At 63.2% G+C, this 13,544-nt stretch carries 14 protein-coding genes and 1 pseudogene; 9 read left to right on the plus strand and 6 right to left on the minus strand.

Annotation, left to right across the window (positions count from 1 at the left end; translation table 11 throughout):
* The first annotated feature begins 137 nt into the window (after positions 1-137).
* Both WHT83_RS19970 and WHT83_RS19975 read left to right on the plus strand, forming a co-directional pair.
* The gene (locus WHT83_RS19970; protein WP_406872175.1) at positions 138-941 is read left to right on the plus strand and encodes a GH25 family lysozyme; all 804 of its coding nucleotides are present in this window, start codon (positions 138-140) and stop codon (positions 939-941) included.
* 196 nt (positions 942-1,137) lie between these two features.
* Positions 1,138-2,357: pseudogene (locus WHT83_RS19975) on the plus strand (lytic murein transglycosylase).
* Between the two features lie 54 nt (positions 2,358-2,411).
* Here the strand turns inward: WHT83_RS19975 and WHT83_RS19980 are convergent.
* The gene (locus tag WHT83_RS19980; protein WP_406872176.1) at positions 2,412-3,353 is read right to left on the minus strand and encodes an NAD-dependent epimerase/dehydratase family protein; all 942 of its coding nucleotides are present in this window, start codon (positions 3,351-3,353) and stop codon (positions 2,412-2,414) included.
* 37 nt (positions 3,354-3,390) lie between these two features.
* Entirely contained in the window at positions 3,391-4,611 is a 1,221-nt protein-coding gene (locus WHT83_RS19985; protein ID WP_108607607.1) for an alanine racemase, read from the minus strand.
* A gap of 158 nt (positions 4,612-4,769) precedes the next feature.
* On the opposite strand from WHT83_RS19985, the gene WHT83_RS19990 reads away from it, so the two are divergent.
* Complete coding sequence (locus WHT83_RS19990) at positions 4,770-5,666, plus strand: DMT family transporter (RefSeq protein WP_406872177.1); 897 nt, start codon at positions 4,770-4,772, stop codon at positions 5,664-5,666.
* A gap of 416 nt (positions 5,667-6,082) precedes the next feature.
* Here the strand turns inward: WHT83_RS19990 and metF are convergent, their stop codons facing one another.
* The gene (gene metF, locus WHT83_RS19995) at positions 6,083-6,997 is read right to left on the minus strand and encodes a methylenetetrahydrofolate reductase [NAD(P)H] (RefSeq protein ID WP_406872178.1); all 915 of its coding nucleotides are present in this window, start codon (positions 6,995-6,997) and stop codon (positions 6,083-6,085) included.
* Entirely contained in the window at positions 6,997-8,004 is a 1,008-nt protein-coding gene (locus WHT83_RS20000; protein WP_406872179.1) for an ArsR/SmtB family transcription factor, read from the minus strand. Before WHT83_RS20000 ends, metF begins: the two co-directional genes overlap by 1 nt.
* Before the next feature lie 119 nt (positions 8,005-8,123).
* Here WHT83_RS20000 and tsaA point away from each other — a divergent pair, with 119 nt between their 5' ends.
* The 3 genes from tsaA to WHT83_RS20015 all read left to right on the plus strand — a co-directional run bounded on the left by tsaA (position 8,124) and on the right by WHT83_RS20015 (position 9,278).
* Entirely contained in the window at positions 8,124-8,624 is a 501-nt protein-coding gene (tsaA, locus tag WHT83_RS20005) for a tRNA (N6-threonylcarbamoyladenosine(37)-N6)-methyltransferase TrmO (RefSeq protein WP_406874018.1), read from the plus strand.
* A gap of 2 nt (positions 8,625-8,626) precedes the next feature.
* The gene (locus tag WHT83_RS20010; RefSeq protein WP_406872180.1) at positions 8,627-8,941 is read left to right on the plus strand and encodes a DUF2293 domain-containing protein; all 315 of its coding nucleotides are present in this window, start codon (positions 8,627-8,629) and stop codon (positions 8,939-8,941) included.
* An 88-nt stretch (positions 8,942-9,029) separates the two neighbouring features.
* Positions 9,030-9,278, plus strand: a complete 249-nt coding sequence (locus WHT83_RS20015) for a toxin-antitoxin system YwqK family antitoxin (RefSeq protein ID WP_406872181.1) — start codon at positions 9,030-9,032, stop codon at positions 9,276-9,278.
* 26 nt (positions 9,279-9,304) lie between these two features.
* Here WHT83_RS20015 and WHT83_RS20020 read toward each other — a convergent pair whose 3' ends face one another.
* Positions 9,305-9,922, minus strand: a complete 618-nt coding sequence (locus tag WHT83_RS20020) for an MOSC domain-containing protein (protein ID WP_406872182.1) — start codon at positions 9,920-9,922, stop codon at positions 9,305-9,307.
* A 93-nt stretch (positions 9,923-10,015) separates the two neighbouring features.
* Positions 10,016-11,137, minus strand: a complete 1,122-nt coding sequence (locus WHT83_RS20025; protein ID WP_406872183.1) for a beta-ketoacyl-ACP synthase III — start codon at positions 11,135-11,137, stop codon at positions 10,016-10,018.
* Between the two features lie 246 nt (positions 11,138-11,383).
* Between WHT83_RS20025 and WHT83_RS20030 the strand changes: the two genes are divergently transcribed.
* The 3 genes from WHT83_RS20030 to WHT83_RS20040 are packed head-to-tail and all read left to right on the plus strand — an operon-like array spanning position 11,384 to position 13,488.
* Entirely contained in the window at positions 11,384-12,418 is a 1,035-nt protein-coding gene (locus WHT83_RS20030; protein ID WP_406872184.1) for a hypothetical protein, read from the plus strand.
* Complete coding sequence (locus WHT83_RS20035) at positions 12,411-12,671, plus strand: acyl carrier protein (RefSeq protein ID WP_183260316.1); 261 nt, start codon at positions 12,411-12,413, stop codon at positions 12,669-12,671. The genes WHT83_RS20030 and WHT83_RS20035 overlap by 8 nt, the downstream gene beginning before the upstream one ends.
* On the plus strand, positions 12,628-13,488 hold the full coding sequence (locus tag WHT83_RS20040; protein WP_406872185.1) for a hypothetical protein: 861 nt from the start codon (positions 12,628-12,630) through the stop codon (positions 13,486-13,488). Before WHT83_RS20035 ends, WHT83_RS20040 begins: the two co-directional genes overlap by 44 nt.
* Positions 13,489-13,544 lie beyond the last annotated feature (56 nt).

Here is a 13,544-nt window from a genome sequence, read left to right on the forward strand (position 1 = left end):
AACCATGATCGGCGATCACAGAGGGGGATATGCGGTGTCTCGGGGAAACCGCCGATCCATCAGAACAGTATCTGGCCGCAGGGCCTGCCCCATAAACGATGTGCTCTGGCCGGTTCTGCCGGTCGCAAGGAGAAGTGATGCGCCGCGTTTCGGCTCTTGTGCTGCTCGCCTTTCTCGGCGCCTGCTCGACATCGGACACCCTGTCGCTTGCCCCGACGGGCAAGCCGGTCACCATGGCCAGCGTTTCGGTCAAGAATCCGCGCTTCAGCGACAGCGATCCGCACCAGTGGGAAAGCGGCGCGCCCTGGACCTATGCCGTCCACGGCACCGACGTTTCGAAGTACCAGACCTCGATCGACTGGCAGCAGGCCAAGGGCAGCGGCATCTCATTCGCCTTCATCAAGGCGACAGAGGGCGGTGACCGCGTCGACGACTATTTCGGCGAGCACTGGCGCGAGACCAAGGCTGCCGGCGTGCCGCGCGGCGCCTACCACTTCTATTATTTCTGCCGGCCTGCCGCCGAACAGGCGCGCTGGTTCATCCAGAACGTGCCCAATGAGCGTTCTTCGCTGCCGCCGATCCTCGACATGGAGTGGAACCCGCAGTCGCCGTCCTGCAAGCTGCGGCCACCAGCGGCCACGGTGCGCAGCGAGATGAAGATCTTCCTCGAAATGGTCGAAAACCACTACGGCAAGAAGCCGATCATCTACACATCGATCGATTTCTTCGACGACAACGATCTGTCGACCTTCCGCGGCTATCCCTACTGGCTGCGCTCCGTCGCCGGCCATCCGACCTCGAGATACGGCAGCCACCCCTTCACCTTCTGGCAGTACACCGGCACCGGTGTCGTGCCAGGCATCAGGGGCGACGCCGACATCAACGTGTTCAACGGAACCGAGTCCCACTGGAAGAAGTGGCTCGCCGCCAACACGAGGTAGTATTTTTCCCCGCAGCCCTGCCTGCACCGCCGGGCTGCGTATTTCGCATGGCAGATGCGACAAGAAGAGGGGGTGCGGCCCTCGCCCTGGTTCTGTAGAAGGCGCGGCAAAGACATCGACTTGGCCGTCTGCCTGCATTTCGCCATCCGGCGAAGGCAACAACCCGGAATGACGGGCCAAGCAGGAGACCTGCCCAATGAATCTGCTGAGCAAAGCGCTGGCCGCTGTTCTGTTCGCCACAGCCGCCGCGCCCGCTATCGCCCAGGACACCGCTGCCGTATCCCAGGTCGCGCCTGCGGCAACCTCTGAATGCGGCGACGATTTCGCCACCTGGAAGCAGAACCTCGCCAACGAGGCCCGCGCCGCCGGCGTCGGCGAAAAGGGCCTGTCGGCGCTGGCAAATGCCGTCATCGACCCGAAGGTGCTCGAGCGCGACCGCGCCCAGGGCGTCTTCGCCCAGACCTTCACCCAGTTTTCCGAGCGCATGATCAGCGACTACCGGCTCAAGCACGGCGCTGCCAACCTGCAGAAATACGGCCAGTACTTCGCCAAGGCCGAACAGGATTATGGCGTGCCCGGCCCTGTCATTGCCGCCTTCTGGGCGCTGGAAACCGATTTCGGTGCCGTGCAGGGCAATTTCAACGCGCTCAACGCGCTTGTCACGCTGGCCCATGACTGCCGCCGCCCGACGCTGTTCCGTCCGCAGGTCGTGCCGCTGCTGACCCTGATCGACCGCAACGTGCTGCCCGCCGACGTCAAGGGCGCCTGGGCCGGCGAGATCGGCCAGACCCAGATCCTGCCGTCGGACTATCTGGCGCGCGGCGTCGACGGCGACGGCGACGGCACTGTCGACCTGCGCAACACGCCGGCCGACGTCATCCTCACCACCGGCAAGAAGATCCAGTCGCGCGGCTGGAAGCGCGGCGAGCCCTGGATCGAGGAAGTCCGCGTGCCTGCCGAAATGGCCTGGGAAGAAACCGGCCGGACCAACAAGCAGCCGCTCGCCAGATGGGCGGCGATGGGCGTCACCATGCGCGATGGCACCCCGCTCAAGGACACCGGCCTCAAGGCCGGCATCGTGCTGCCGATGGGCCGCAAGGGCCCTGCCTTCCTGACCTACGACAATTACGACGTCTATCTCGAATGGAACCAGTCGGCGACCTACACGCTGACCGCCGCGATCTGGCGACGCGCCTCGCCGGCCAGCCAGCCTTCGATCGCGGCAATCCGGACGCGGGCCTGACCGGCGACGCCATGAAGCAGTTGCAGCAGAAGCTCTCCGACAAGGGCTACGATGTCGGCGGCATCGACGGCATTTTGGGCACCAACACCCGCGAGGCCATCCGCCAGGAGCAGATGCGCCTCAAGCTGCCGGTCGACGGCTGGCCGACGGACGAGCTGCTGGCGAACCTCTGAGGCGTAGCGAGTAGCGAGTAGGAATACTCGCGCTTCTTCCCTATTCGCTACTCCCTATTCCCTATTCGCTCTCTGGAACAACGAAGCCGCGTCTTGGTGGACCGGCTTCCAGCCAAGCTCGGCACGTGCCTTATGCCCACTCAGCCGCTGGCTGAGGGCATAGCCCCGCGCCCATTCACCCAGCCGCTCCGCCGCAAGGTCGGCGCTGACGATGTGGACTTCGGGATGCTCCGTCCCGATCAACCGCGCCACTTCCGGCACGATCTCGCCGACGGCAAGACCGTCGATGGCCGAGCCGTTGTAGACTGAACCGGGTTTTGCCTTTTCGAGCACCTGCAAGTACAGGTCGGCGAGATCGTCGGCATGGACCAGCGGCCAGACCACCTGCTCCGAGCCGATGACCTCGACCGGCTTGCCCTCGCGCATCGCTTCCATGAACGAGGAAAACACACCGCCTTCGCCCGAATAGACCATCGCCGGATGCACGACGCAGCTGTCGATCTCGCGGGCTTCGAGAACCCGCCTCATATTGGTGATCGTCTCGCTGAACGCCGGTAGCGGATCAAACGGGCTGTCTTCGGATGCCACCCTCTCTCCCGTCGCCCCGAACAGCCAGCAGCCGCCGGTGTAGACAAAGCGCGGCCGCTTCGGCATCGCGCCCAGCACCGGCAACAGCGCATCGAGCAGCGCCATGTCCACCGGCCCCATGTCATCGCCAAAGTCCGACGCGGCATGAATGACCCCATCCACAGTCGGTAGCTTGGCCGCCCATTCCGCCGGCGCGCGCAGGTCGCCGAGCAGCGGCGTCGCCCCGGCAGCCGTCAGGCGATCTGCCGAGGTCTCCGAGCGGGCCAGGCCAATGACCTCATGTCCGGCCTCGACCAGCCGCTGCAACACATGACTGCCGATGAATCCGGTGCCGCCGAGAAGAAAAATGCGCATGCGAATGGTCACTTGGAGAATAGCGAATAGCAGATCGGAGTTTTCGCGCGCCAATTCAAGCCGCTTATCCGCCTTCCCTTTCGCTCCCCCCTCAATCCGCCATCGTCTCCAGGCTGGCGAAGCCGACAGGCGCCTCGCCTTCGTCGAAAGGCGTCGTCACCTCGACGAAGGTGTCGGGATAAAAGCCGTTGAAGCGGGTGCGCAGCGACAGCGAATAGGCCCCAATATGGCCGATCTCGATCCAGTCGCCGGTGTCGATCGTCTCCGGCAGCCAGAACGGCCGCGACAGGATGTCGACGGAATCGCAGGTCGCCCCGCACACCTTGAACGGCACGATGCTGCCGGCATCGCCGTTGCGTGTGCGGATCGCCGGATCCGGGATGAAGCGCGCCGGCAGCGTGATCTTGCCGGTCCACGAATCCGACAGCGACGCCCAGATACCGTCGTTGATGTAGAGCCGCCTGCCCTTGCGCAGCAGCACCCGCACGATCAGCGACAGGCAGCGCGCCACGATCACGCGGCCAGGCTCGGCCACCAGCGGCATCTCGTCGAAATTGTATTCCTTCAGGTCGGCGCGGAAGCGCGACATGATCTGCCCGATTGACGGCATCGCCGGCTTCTTGCTGTTCGGATCATGGCCGTATTCGGCGGGGAAGCCGCCACCGACATCGAGCCCGGCAAGATCGAAGCTGATGCGGTTGCGCACCCAGTCGACCGAGGCAAGCGCGCGCTCATAGGTGTCGGGGTCCTCGATCTGGCTGCCGACGTGGAAGCACAGCCCGACCTTGTAGCCGTTGCGGTTCAGCCGCTCGGCCAGTTCGACGGCATTTGCAGGCCCGGCACCGAACTTCTTCGACAACTCGTAGGCCGCCGATCCCTTGGTCTGTACGCGCACGAACACGGTGATCGCGCCGGGATCGATGTCGAGCGCCCGTACCACGCGGTTGAGCTTGTTGATCTCGTCCTCATGATCGACGGCGATCACCCTGATGCCATAGGTTTCCAGCGCCAGCCTGATGTCGGACTGCGCCTTGACCGGGTGCATGTAGATCATTTCGGCCTCGGCCGTGACCTCCCTGACCGCCGCGAATTCGCCGGGCGATGCCACGTCGAACATCGTCACGCCGGCCTCGACCAGCGCCTTGAGCACGATCAGTTCGCCGTTCGTCTTGACGGCATAGGCCGTCCTGCCGGGGAACATCTCCATGAAGTTCCTGGCATCGGTCTTGAGCACTTCTGGCCGGAAACAATAGACCGGGGCATCCGGACGGAGCGCCAGTGCCGCTTCGCGCGCATTCTCGAATCGCTGCATGGAAGCTCCTCGTTACCGGCCGAAATCTAAACCAAGCCGCCGATGATGCAACCCGAGCGAGTTTGGCAGGAGCGTTGCGTCACCGTTTGGATTCGGGTGGCCCTACCCGAGAATCGCGCGTAGCTGTCGAATGTGACAAAGCGAAGAAGGAAGCCGAAATGAGCGCACGCGACTGGGCAAGACTGCTGCTTCTGGGCGTCATCTGGGGCGGCTCGTTCTTTTTCGTCCATATCGCGGTGGCCGAGATTGCGCCGCTCAAGCTCGTCCTGTTCCGGGTGATGATCGCTGCATGCGCGCTGCACCTCTATCTGCTTGTCCGCGGCCCCTCCTTCCGCCTTGCGCTGCCGCTGGCAGCAACGCTGTTCGGGCTGTCGCTGCTCAACAACGTCATTCCCTTCTCGCTGATCTTCGCCGGCCAGACCGAGATCGGCGCCGGCCTCGCCTCGGTGCTCAACGCCACCACGCCGTTCTGGACCCTGATCATCGCCAACATGATGACATCGGACGAGAAACTGAACTGGAACAAGCTCGCCGGCATCGCGCTCGGCATCGCCGGCACCGCCGTCATGATCGGACCCGGACTGGTCGCCGGCCTCGGCGGGCCGGTCTGGGCCAAGCTGGCGCTGATCGGCGCATCGCTTTCCTACGCCTTTGCGCTGATGGTGGCGCGGCGGCTCAAGGGCGTGCCGCCGGCAGTCGTGGCGACCGGCCAGCTCACCGCTTCCACCATCATCATGATACCGGTCGTGCTCACCGTGCACGGCACCGACGGCCTGTTTGTGGCGAGCAGTGGCGCGTGGATGGCTGTTTTCGCGCTGGCGCTCATTTCAACCGCCTGCGCCTACCTGCTGTTCTTCGGCCTGGTCGCGTCGGCGGGCGCCACCAACACTTCGCTGGTCACCCTGATCGTGCCGGCGAGCGCCATTCTGCTTGGCGTGACATTCCTCGGAGAGCGGCTCGAAGCCTTCGAACTGGGTGGCATGGCTCTGATCGCGTTGGGCCTCGTCACCATCGACGGACGCCTGTTCAGGCGCCGGGCGGCCGCCGCGGGCTAGCTGTTTGCCACAATTTGTCCACAACTGCAGCCAGCCGTTTTGGTAAACAAAACCAAAGGCTAAGGGCGGGGAATGCGTCGCATTTCTCACAATCTTGTCGCAATGCAGCACATTTTTTGCTTGTGTGTGACCGAAATGACCCTAGATTCCGGCCTGTGGCTTGCGCAGAGGAGGCTATGCATGGGACTGACTAGGTCAATCAATGCACTCATGATTTGCGCCGCGTTTGCTTTTATCGGCGCGCTCATCGTTGGAGTTCTTCCATAAAAGGCCGCTAAGACGGCGGAAGACGATAGCACCTCTAAGGTGGACAACTTAAAAAAAAGGCCGGGATCAAAGTCCCGGCCTTTTTGGTTTCTACAGCGCCGCGCCCCCCCACGGACGCGCAAACTACTTTGCAGCTTGTTGAAACCGCTTCAGGCCGCCGCCGCACCCTGTACCACCGGCTGTGGCCGGATGCCGATCATGTGGCACACCGCCACCACCAAGTCGGAGCGATTCATCGTGTAGAAATGGAAGTCGCTGACGCCGCGCTCGACGAGATCGAGCACTTGCTCGACCGCGACTGCCGCAGCCACCAGCGCATGCGTCTGCGGGTCCTTGTCCAGCCCTTCGAAGCGTTCGGCCAGCCAGTTCGGCACATGCGCGCCGCAACGGGCGGAGAAATTCGCCACCTGGGCGAAACTGTGGATCGGCAGCACCCCCGGCACGATCGGGATGTAGATGCCGGCCTTGCGCGCGCGCTCGACGTAGCGCTCGTAAAGGTCGTTGTCGAAGAAGAACTGGGTGACGGCCCGCGTCGCGCCATTGTCGACCTTGCGCTTCAGCATGTCGAAATCGGTAGCGAAATCAGGGCTTTCCGGATGCTTTTCCGGATAGGCCGACACCGAGATGTCGAAATCGCCCTGCGCCTTGAGCGCGCCGACCAGCTCGGCACCGTTGGCATAGCCGCCCGGATGCGGCTGGTAGGCAGCGCCCACGCCTTCCTTGGGGTCGCCGCGCAGCGCCACGAAGCGCTTGACGCCCATGGCGGCAAACTCCGCGATCACCTGGTCGACCTCCGCGCGGGTGGCGTCGACGCAGGTCATGTGGGCTGCCGGCGTCAGCGTCGATTCCTGCAGGATGCGCTTCACCGTGCGCGCGGTACGCTCGCGCGTGGTGCCGCCGGCGCCATAGGTCACCGACACGAACTGCGGCTTCAGCGGCTCGAGCCTGGTCACCGTTTCCCACAGCCGTGCCTCCATCTCGTCGTTCTTGGGCGGGAAGAATTCGAACGAGACCCGGATCTTGTTGCCGATGTCGGAACGCCTGGACAGGGGGTATTGGTTCATCAGGCGGTTTCCCTTGCGGCTTGAATGTCTGGAGTTGGTTCGGCGATCAGCTGGCGGCGGTCATGTGCCAGCCACAGCTTGACGGTCAGGCTGGCCTTGGACGATCCGCGCGGCTCGAACTCCTGGGTATCATCGAGTTCCAGCCCTGCCTCGGCCAGCCAGTCGGCGATTTGCCGGTCCGAGAATCCGAGGCGCGCATGCGCATGCTCGGAGCGCAGGAAATCGAGGCCGTGCGGCGCGAAATCGACGATCACCAGCCGCCCCGACGGGCGCAGCAGGCGTGCCGCCTCCTGGATGGCGCGGGCCGGATCGTCGAGGAAATGCAGCACCTGGTGGACGGTGACGAGATCGAAGGCGTCGCGCTCGACCGGCGGCGAGAAGATGTCGCCCTGGCGCACCTGCGCATGGGCCACCCCGGCCTTGTCGAGATTGGCACGCGCCACCGCCAGCATCTCGCGCGACATGTCGATGCCGACGCCGCGGCGATAGAGCGGCGCAAAGATTTCGAGCAGCCGGCCTGTGCCGGTGCCAAGGTCGAGCATCGACTGGAACGGCCGCTTGCCGACCAGCTTCACCAGCGCGGCCTCGACGGCGCGGTCGGGCGCATGCAGCGAACGGATCTCGTCCCAGCTCGCGGCATTGGCGCTGAAGTAATGTGCCGCCCTCTCCTGCCGCTTGCGCTTGACGTCCACGAGCCGCTCGAAATCGCGCACCACCTGGCCGTCGCCCTTGTCGATGCCAGACACCAGCCCCTGCACGAAGCCACGCGCCTGATCGGCGTCGGACAGTCGGAAGAAAGCCCAGGAGCCCTCCTGGTAGCGGTCGATCAGCCCGGCCTCGAGCAGAAGCTTGAGATGACGCGACACACGCGGCTGCGACTGGCCGAGGATCTCGGTCAGGTCGGAAACGGTGAGGTCGCCGCGCGAAAGCAGCGTCAGGATGCGAAGGCGACTGGATTCGGCGGCCGCCTTCAAGGTATCTACCATGGTGTCGAGCGTAACGTGCATCGGCTTTGGTTCTCGCCAAAAGACATAAACATATCTTTATGTGACGAAGCGAGCGATTGCAACGCCCAATGTCGCATGCGGGCAAGAAAATGGCGCGACCGTGGGAGGGGCCTATGCAGATGTTCGAACAGCGCGAGGGCGAGATTGCGCTGACCGGCGATCCCGCGCAGTCGTCCGACGCCAGCCTTGCCTATATCGGCCGCATCACCTCGCCGTGGAAGCTGCGCGAGGAGTGCCCCAAGAACATGGATGCCGCACGCGAGCGCGGCGGCGGCGCAACCGTCACGGTCGACGAGTTCTACCGGCCGGGCCTCGCCGGGCTGGCCGGCTTCAGCCACGTCGTCATCCTCAGTTGGTTCGAAAAGGCACCGCGGAATCTGATTGTGCAAAAACCGCGCCATGCAACTGAAGCAAAAGGCGTTTTCGCCCTTCGCTCGCCTGCCCGGCCCAACCCCATTGGAATGCATGTCGCCCGCATCGTTGCGCTCGACGTCGAAACCGGGGTGATCGAGCTCGATGCCATTGACGCGCTCGACGGCACCCCCGTCATCGACCTGAAACCCTATTTCGCATCCGTCGACGCCTTTCCGGACGCTTCGCGTCCGAGCAAGGACACCTGAGCATGGCTGCACCCACCGGCCGCCGCCGCGCTGTTGCCAGGTCGCTGACAGCACTGCTGCCGCTGGCGCCCTACGCCGACACCGAGGCCATCCGCGCCGACGCGCTCGCCGTGCATATGAAGACGCTGCCGCCTTCCATCGCCGTCTGGCTGGCGACCGTCGCCCATGTCCGCCACGCCCACAGCGACTACGAAAAGCTCCTGTCGGAAGGCTACGACCGCGATTCCGCCCGCTTCTTCGTCATCGGCCAGATCAACGCCACCCTCACCCGCTGGCGCGCCACGCGGCTGCTCGATCCCGACGACGAGGGCGTCTAGTCACCCGGCCGCGCGTATCCTTGTCCCATTGCCCGCTCGCGCCATCTCTGCTTCCTCCGGCGCATCGCAGCTTGAGAGGAGCAAGCGCATGACCGAAAGCACCGAACCCTATCGCCATCATCACAAGGACGGCAGCCTGTGGGTCGTCGGCCAGTTGCGTGCCGGCCAGGCCGACGGCTATTGGGAATGGTTCCGCAAGGACGGCACGAAACTACGTTCCGGCCATTTTTCCAAAGGCGTCCAGGTCGGCGAATGGACGACCTATGACAAGGCAGGCAAGGTCTACAAGGTCACCACCATCAAGAAGGCGGCCGTCCCAAGCGGGCCAACCCGCTGACTGGCGCAGGCCTCCCCGCTGACGGGCTAGGCCCTGTAGATCCACTGCTCGGGAACCCGCACCGAGACCTCTTCGCCGGCCGCGATCACGCCGGGCTTTTCGACCCAGGCGACCAGCCCGCGCAGGCGCTTTGCGGCCTTGGGGAACATCAGCGAGCCGGCGTCGTGGTCGGCCATGCGGGCATGCTCGGCGATCGAGCGCCCGGCGAGGCGACACGGAGCATTCTGTCCATCGATTTTGATCGTCACGCCACCCTTGAAGAACAGCATGGTGCCGGAAGGCAGCATCGACAGCATCGGCACGCCGTCGAGCAGGAGGTTGGCGCCGATCCACTCCGGCTTGATCTCGGTGAGCCCCATGCGCTCGGCGACGACGGCCAGTTCGTCGGGCGCCACGATGGAAAGCTGCCGCTCGTTGCGCATTTCGGTGCCGCGCGGATACCACGGCTCGCGCCCGCCCGACCGCCTGACATGCCCGGCATGAAAATCGCCGTCGATGCCCTCGAAGCTCAGCGGCAGCGTTCCCACTGCCCGGGTGACAAAATGGTCGAAGGGCGCGGTGTAGACGCCGGCAACGTGCGCGGCGAGCTTCCTGCCGGGCAGGATTTCGGGTTCGCCTTCCCTGCGCATCGTCGGATCGAGCATCTTTCGCCTCTCAATTTGAGGCGGCACATTGCCAATCAGCCCACAGAAAATCCAGACAAAAAGCCTGATCCCGGCATCACCCGGACTGATGCGTCAGTGCATCCGCACCAGGGCGCCGCCGATCGAATAGCCGGCGCCGAAGGCGCAGATCAGCCCGTGCTCGCCCGCCTTCATGTCCTCGTGGTTTTCCTTGAGCGCGATGATGGCGCCGGCCGCGGCCGTGTTGCCCAGCCGCTCCAGCACCATCGGTGCGGTGTCCTGGTCGGCCTCGTGGCCGAGCGCCAGCTTCAGGATCATCGCGTTCATGCGCGCATTGGCCTGGTGCAGCCAGTAGCGCCTGACGTCTGATGGCGTCATGCCGTGGTCGGCGAGGAAGGCGGTGATGAAGCGGTGCGCGGCATGCGTCACCTCCTTGAACACCTTGTTGCCAACCTGCTTGATCATGTTGCCCTCCATCTCGACGACGGAGGTGTTTTCCTGGCCGGCGCGCAGCAGGAAGCCGAAATTGGTGCGGATATTGTTGGAGAACTGCGTCCAATTGCGCGTATCGATGATCTCGAAGCGCCCGGGCCGCATCTCCTTCGGCCCAATCGCCTCTACCACCATCGCCACCGAGGCATCGCCGAAGATGAAATGCGTCTGCCGGTCGCGGAAGTTGAGATGGCCGGTGATGATCTCGGGCGTGACGATCAGCACGCGCTTCTGCCCGCCCGAGCGCACCAGGTTGAAGGCGACATGCAGCGCCGCCGCCGACGACGAGCAGCCGAGGCTCATGTCGAAGGCCGCACCTTCGATGCCCAGTTCCTTCTGGATCTCGATCGATATCGCCGGATAGGGCCGCTGCTGGTGCGAGGCGGCACAGATCACCATGTCGATGTCGGCGCCAGTCAGCCCGGCATGGTCGAGCGCCTTGCGCGCCGAGACGACGCCGAACTCGGCTTCGACAGACAATGCGTCGTCGGCGCGTGGCGGAATGCGTGGCGCCATGCGTTGGGGGTCGAGAATGCCGTCAAGCGTGTGGACGTGGCGGTTTTTCACCCCCGAGGCATAGACGATGAACTCGCTGTCCGACTTGCGGACCAGTTCCTCGCCGGCGGCCTGCCTCCTGGCGTTCTCGATGTCGACCCAGGCGTTGAAGCTCTCGACCAATTCGTCGTTGCTGATCGACGCCTCGGGGATTTCAACGCCGATACCGCTGATGATGACGCGATGCATGAAGTACTGTCCGTCCAATTCTCGTGCGGTCACTGGAACACCGCCTGCACAATCTTACTGACGTCTAGCGCATCGACTGCAATTCCGGAATCGGTTTCGCATCGCCATCATCGTCGGCCTTCTCGCATTTGAATACCAACTTTTCGCTGAACTAGGTCAAGCCGATGCGCGGAATACGCGAACCTGCTTGAGCTGCCAAGTTGAATCCGCTACGAGAAGTGAGCTCTACATGCACAGCAGCCGCCAATGCTAAAGATCCATCACGATCCCGACCGAGCTGATGTATACCTGAGCATGCATCCGTTTCGTTTCGACGAAAAGTTAAGATGTATATGCGTTTTCGATAAAAATCTCATATCCAAAATATTTCGATCGGATCGATTCAAGGTTATCGCTTTTGCCGATCATTATCGCCAGATAGCAGATCGCACCAAGTTCAATTTCGATGCGAGCATCGCAGCACTTGACCATGTCCCGCTGGCAAATGAGGGCAGCCGCCACCGACATCTCCGCGGACAGGTCGCGTCGGTCGTGGGCGCGGATTCCCGCAGCAAGTTGCGTGCTATCGAAAATTTCATTGCCGGGCTGGCAACGAATACCTTCACCGGCGGACGTGATGTCGATCTGGTGCATGACGTTGCGGGGCCGATCTTCAACAAATTGTTCTCACTCTGGTTCGGCCTAGAGCAGGCTGAACTTGTCGGGCATATGAATGTTTCGCAAGTCTTCGACATGGTGCTGAGTCTGAACCGCCGCAAAGGCGTGAATGATCAGGTTGCGGCCATGACCTGCGCTTTTGCCTCGCAGGAAACCCGGCTACCGACGACGCCGGAGATCGCCGTCGCCATGAACATACTTGGCAACGACGCCCTCATTGGCTCGATTGCGCTGTCGTTGTGGCACACACTGGCGCGCAACGCCGGCAAGCGTCTCGATGAAATCGACTATCCCGACAATTTGCCCTCGACCGGCGTCCCGTACATCGAAAGGGTAGCGGCCGAGGACGTGGAAATCGGCGGCTTGATCGTGAGCAAGGGGCAACGCGTACGGCTGATGATCGACGCGACCGCCTACCATGTTTCCGAAGACCAGGCAGATCTGCTGTTCGGCAAGGGGCGTCACCTTTGCTTGGGAAAGCCGGCAACCCTCACGATCTGGAGCAGCCTGATCAAAGCCTTGTCGGCCAACTCACGGAAATTCACCGTTGGTGAGATCAAGATGAGAACGGGCGACTATGCCTTCAGCTTCCCCGAATTTGCGCGAGTCACCATCCATGACTGAAGATGTTCGCCTGGTCTGCGTCGAGATGTTCCGCGACATAGCCGGCTTGAACAGCTCAAGCCACGGCGGCGGCATATCGGATGCGCAGATACTGTCCAATCCGATAGAATCTTTCGACGTCGACAGCCTCACCACCATGGAATACGTGATGGGCTTGGAAGAGCGCTTCGACGTTGTGCTCGACGAAGAAGCCGTCAACGGCTGCGCCAATGTCGGCGAGCTTGCAGCCCTCATCTCGACTGCGCGTGTTTAAGTTCCGCAGACGATCCGCTTCGGAAGTCGCCGCCGAAGCGGCTTCGCCCAGCTTTGGGTTGAGGTTGCCGCGCAGCAACGGGATCGTGAAGAATCTTGTCCGTTTCGGCCTGTTGAGCTCGGGCGAACCGCCGCTGACGCGCTTCTCGCGCACGGAAATCGCAACGCACGTCAATCTCTACTCTGCCGGGCGCAGCGCGCCCAATCTCATCGTCGGCTTCGCTACCAAGCATGGCTTCATCATGATGGGCGCGGCGCTGTTCCTCGAAGATCTGGACGATGCCCAGCATGACTTCCTGCAACTGGCCGATCCCAGGCGTGAATTCTTCGACGGCGGCATCGAGGGATTTGCTTCCTCGATGCGCGATCTGGCATTGCGCGTCGGCAACCTGGCCCGCGAACGCGGCTATCGGTCGATCATGACCTACGGCACCAGCATGGGCGGATTTCCTGCCATTCGGGCCGGCAACCTCATGAGCGCCGATCGGGCGATCAGCGTCGGTGGCAGATATGCCTGGCATCCCGGGTCGATGGCAAAGGGCCTGCGGGTTGGCGCGTTCGACACGCTCTGCAACTGCCGCTCGCCACTGACGACGCGCTGCTATCTCCTGTACAGTGTGGGCTGCCGCGAAGACCTCGACCACGCGGCCAAGCTCGCGGCAATCGCACCCGCAAGCCACAGAATTGGCGTACCCGGCCGCAAGCACAACTTTCCCATGGTCCTTAAAGACAAGGGAAAGCTTGGCGGCTTTCACACCGAGATATTCAATCTCGCCCGCGAACCTGATCCGTCCCGCATCGCCGCATTAATGGGTTGACCGGCCTGGTTTCCGCACACCAAACCAATTGCGCCCCGCTTTTGGCGGGGCGCTTG

Source organism: Aminobacter sp. P9b, assembly GCF_045345995.1.
Classification (GTDB): Bacteria; Pseudomonadota; Alphaproteobacteria; order Rhizobiales; family Rhizobiaceae; genus Aminobacter; species Aminobacter niigataensis.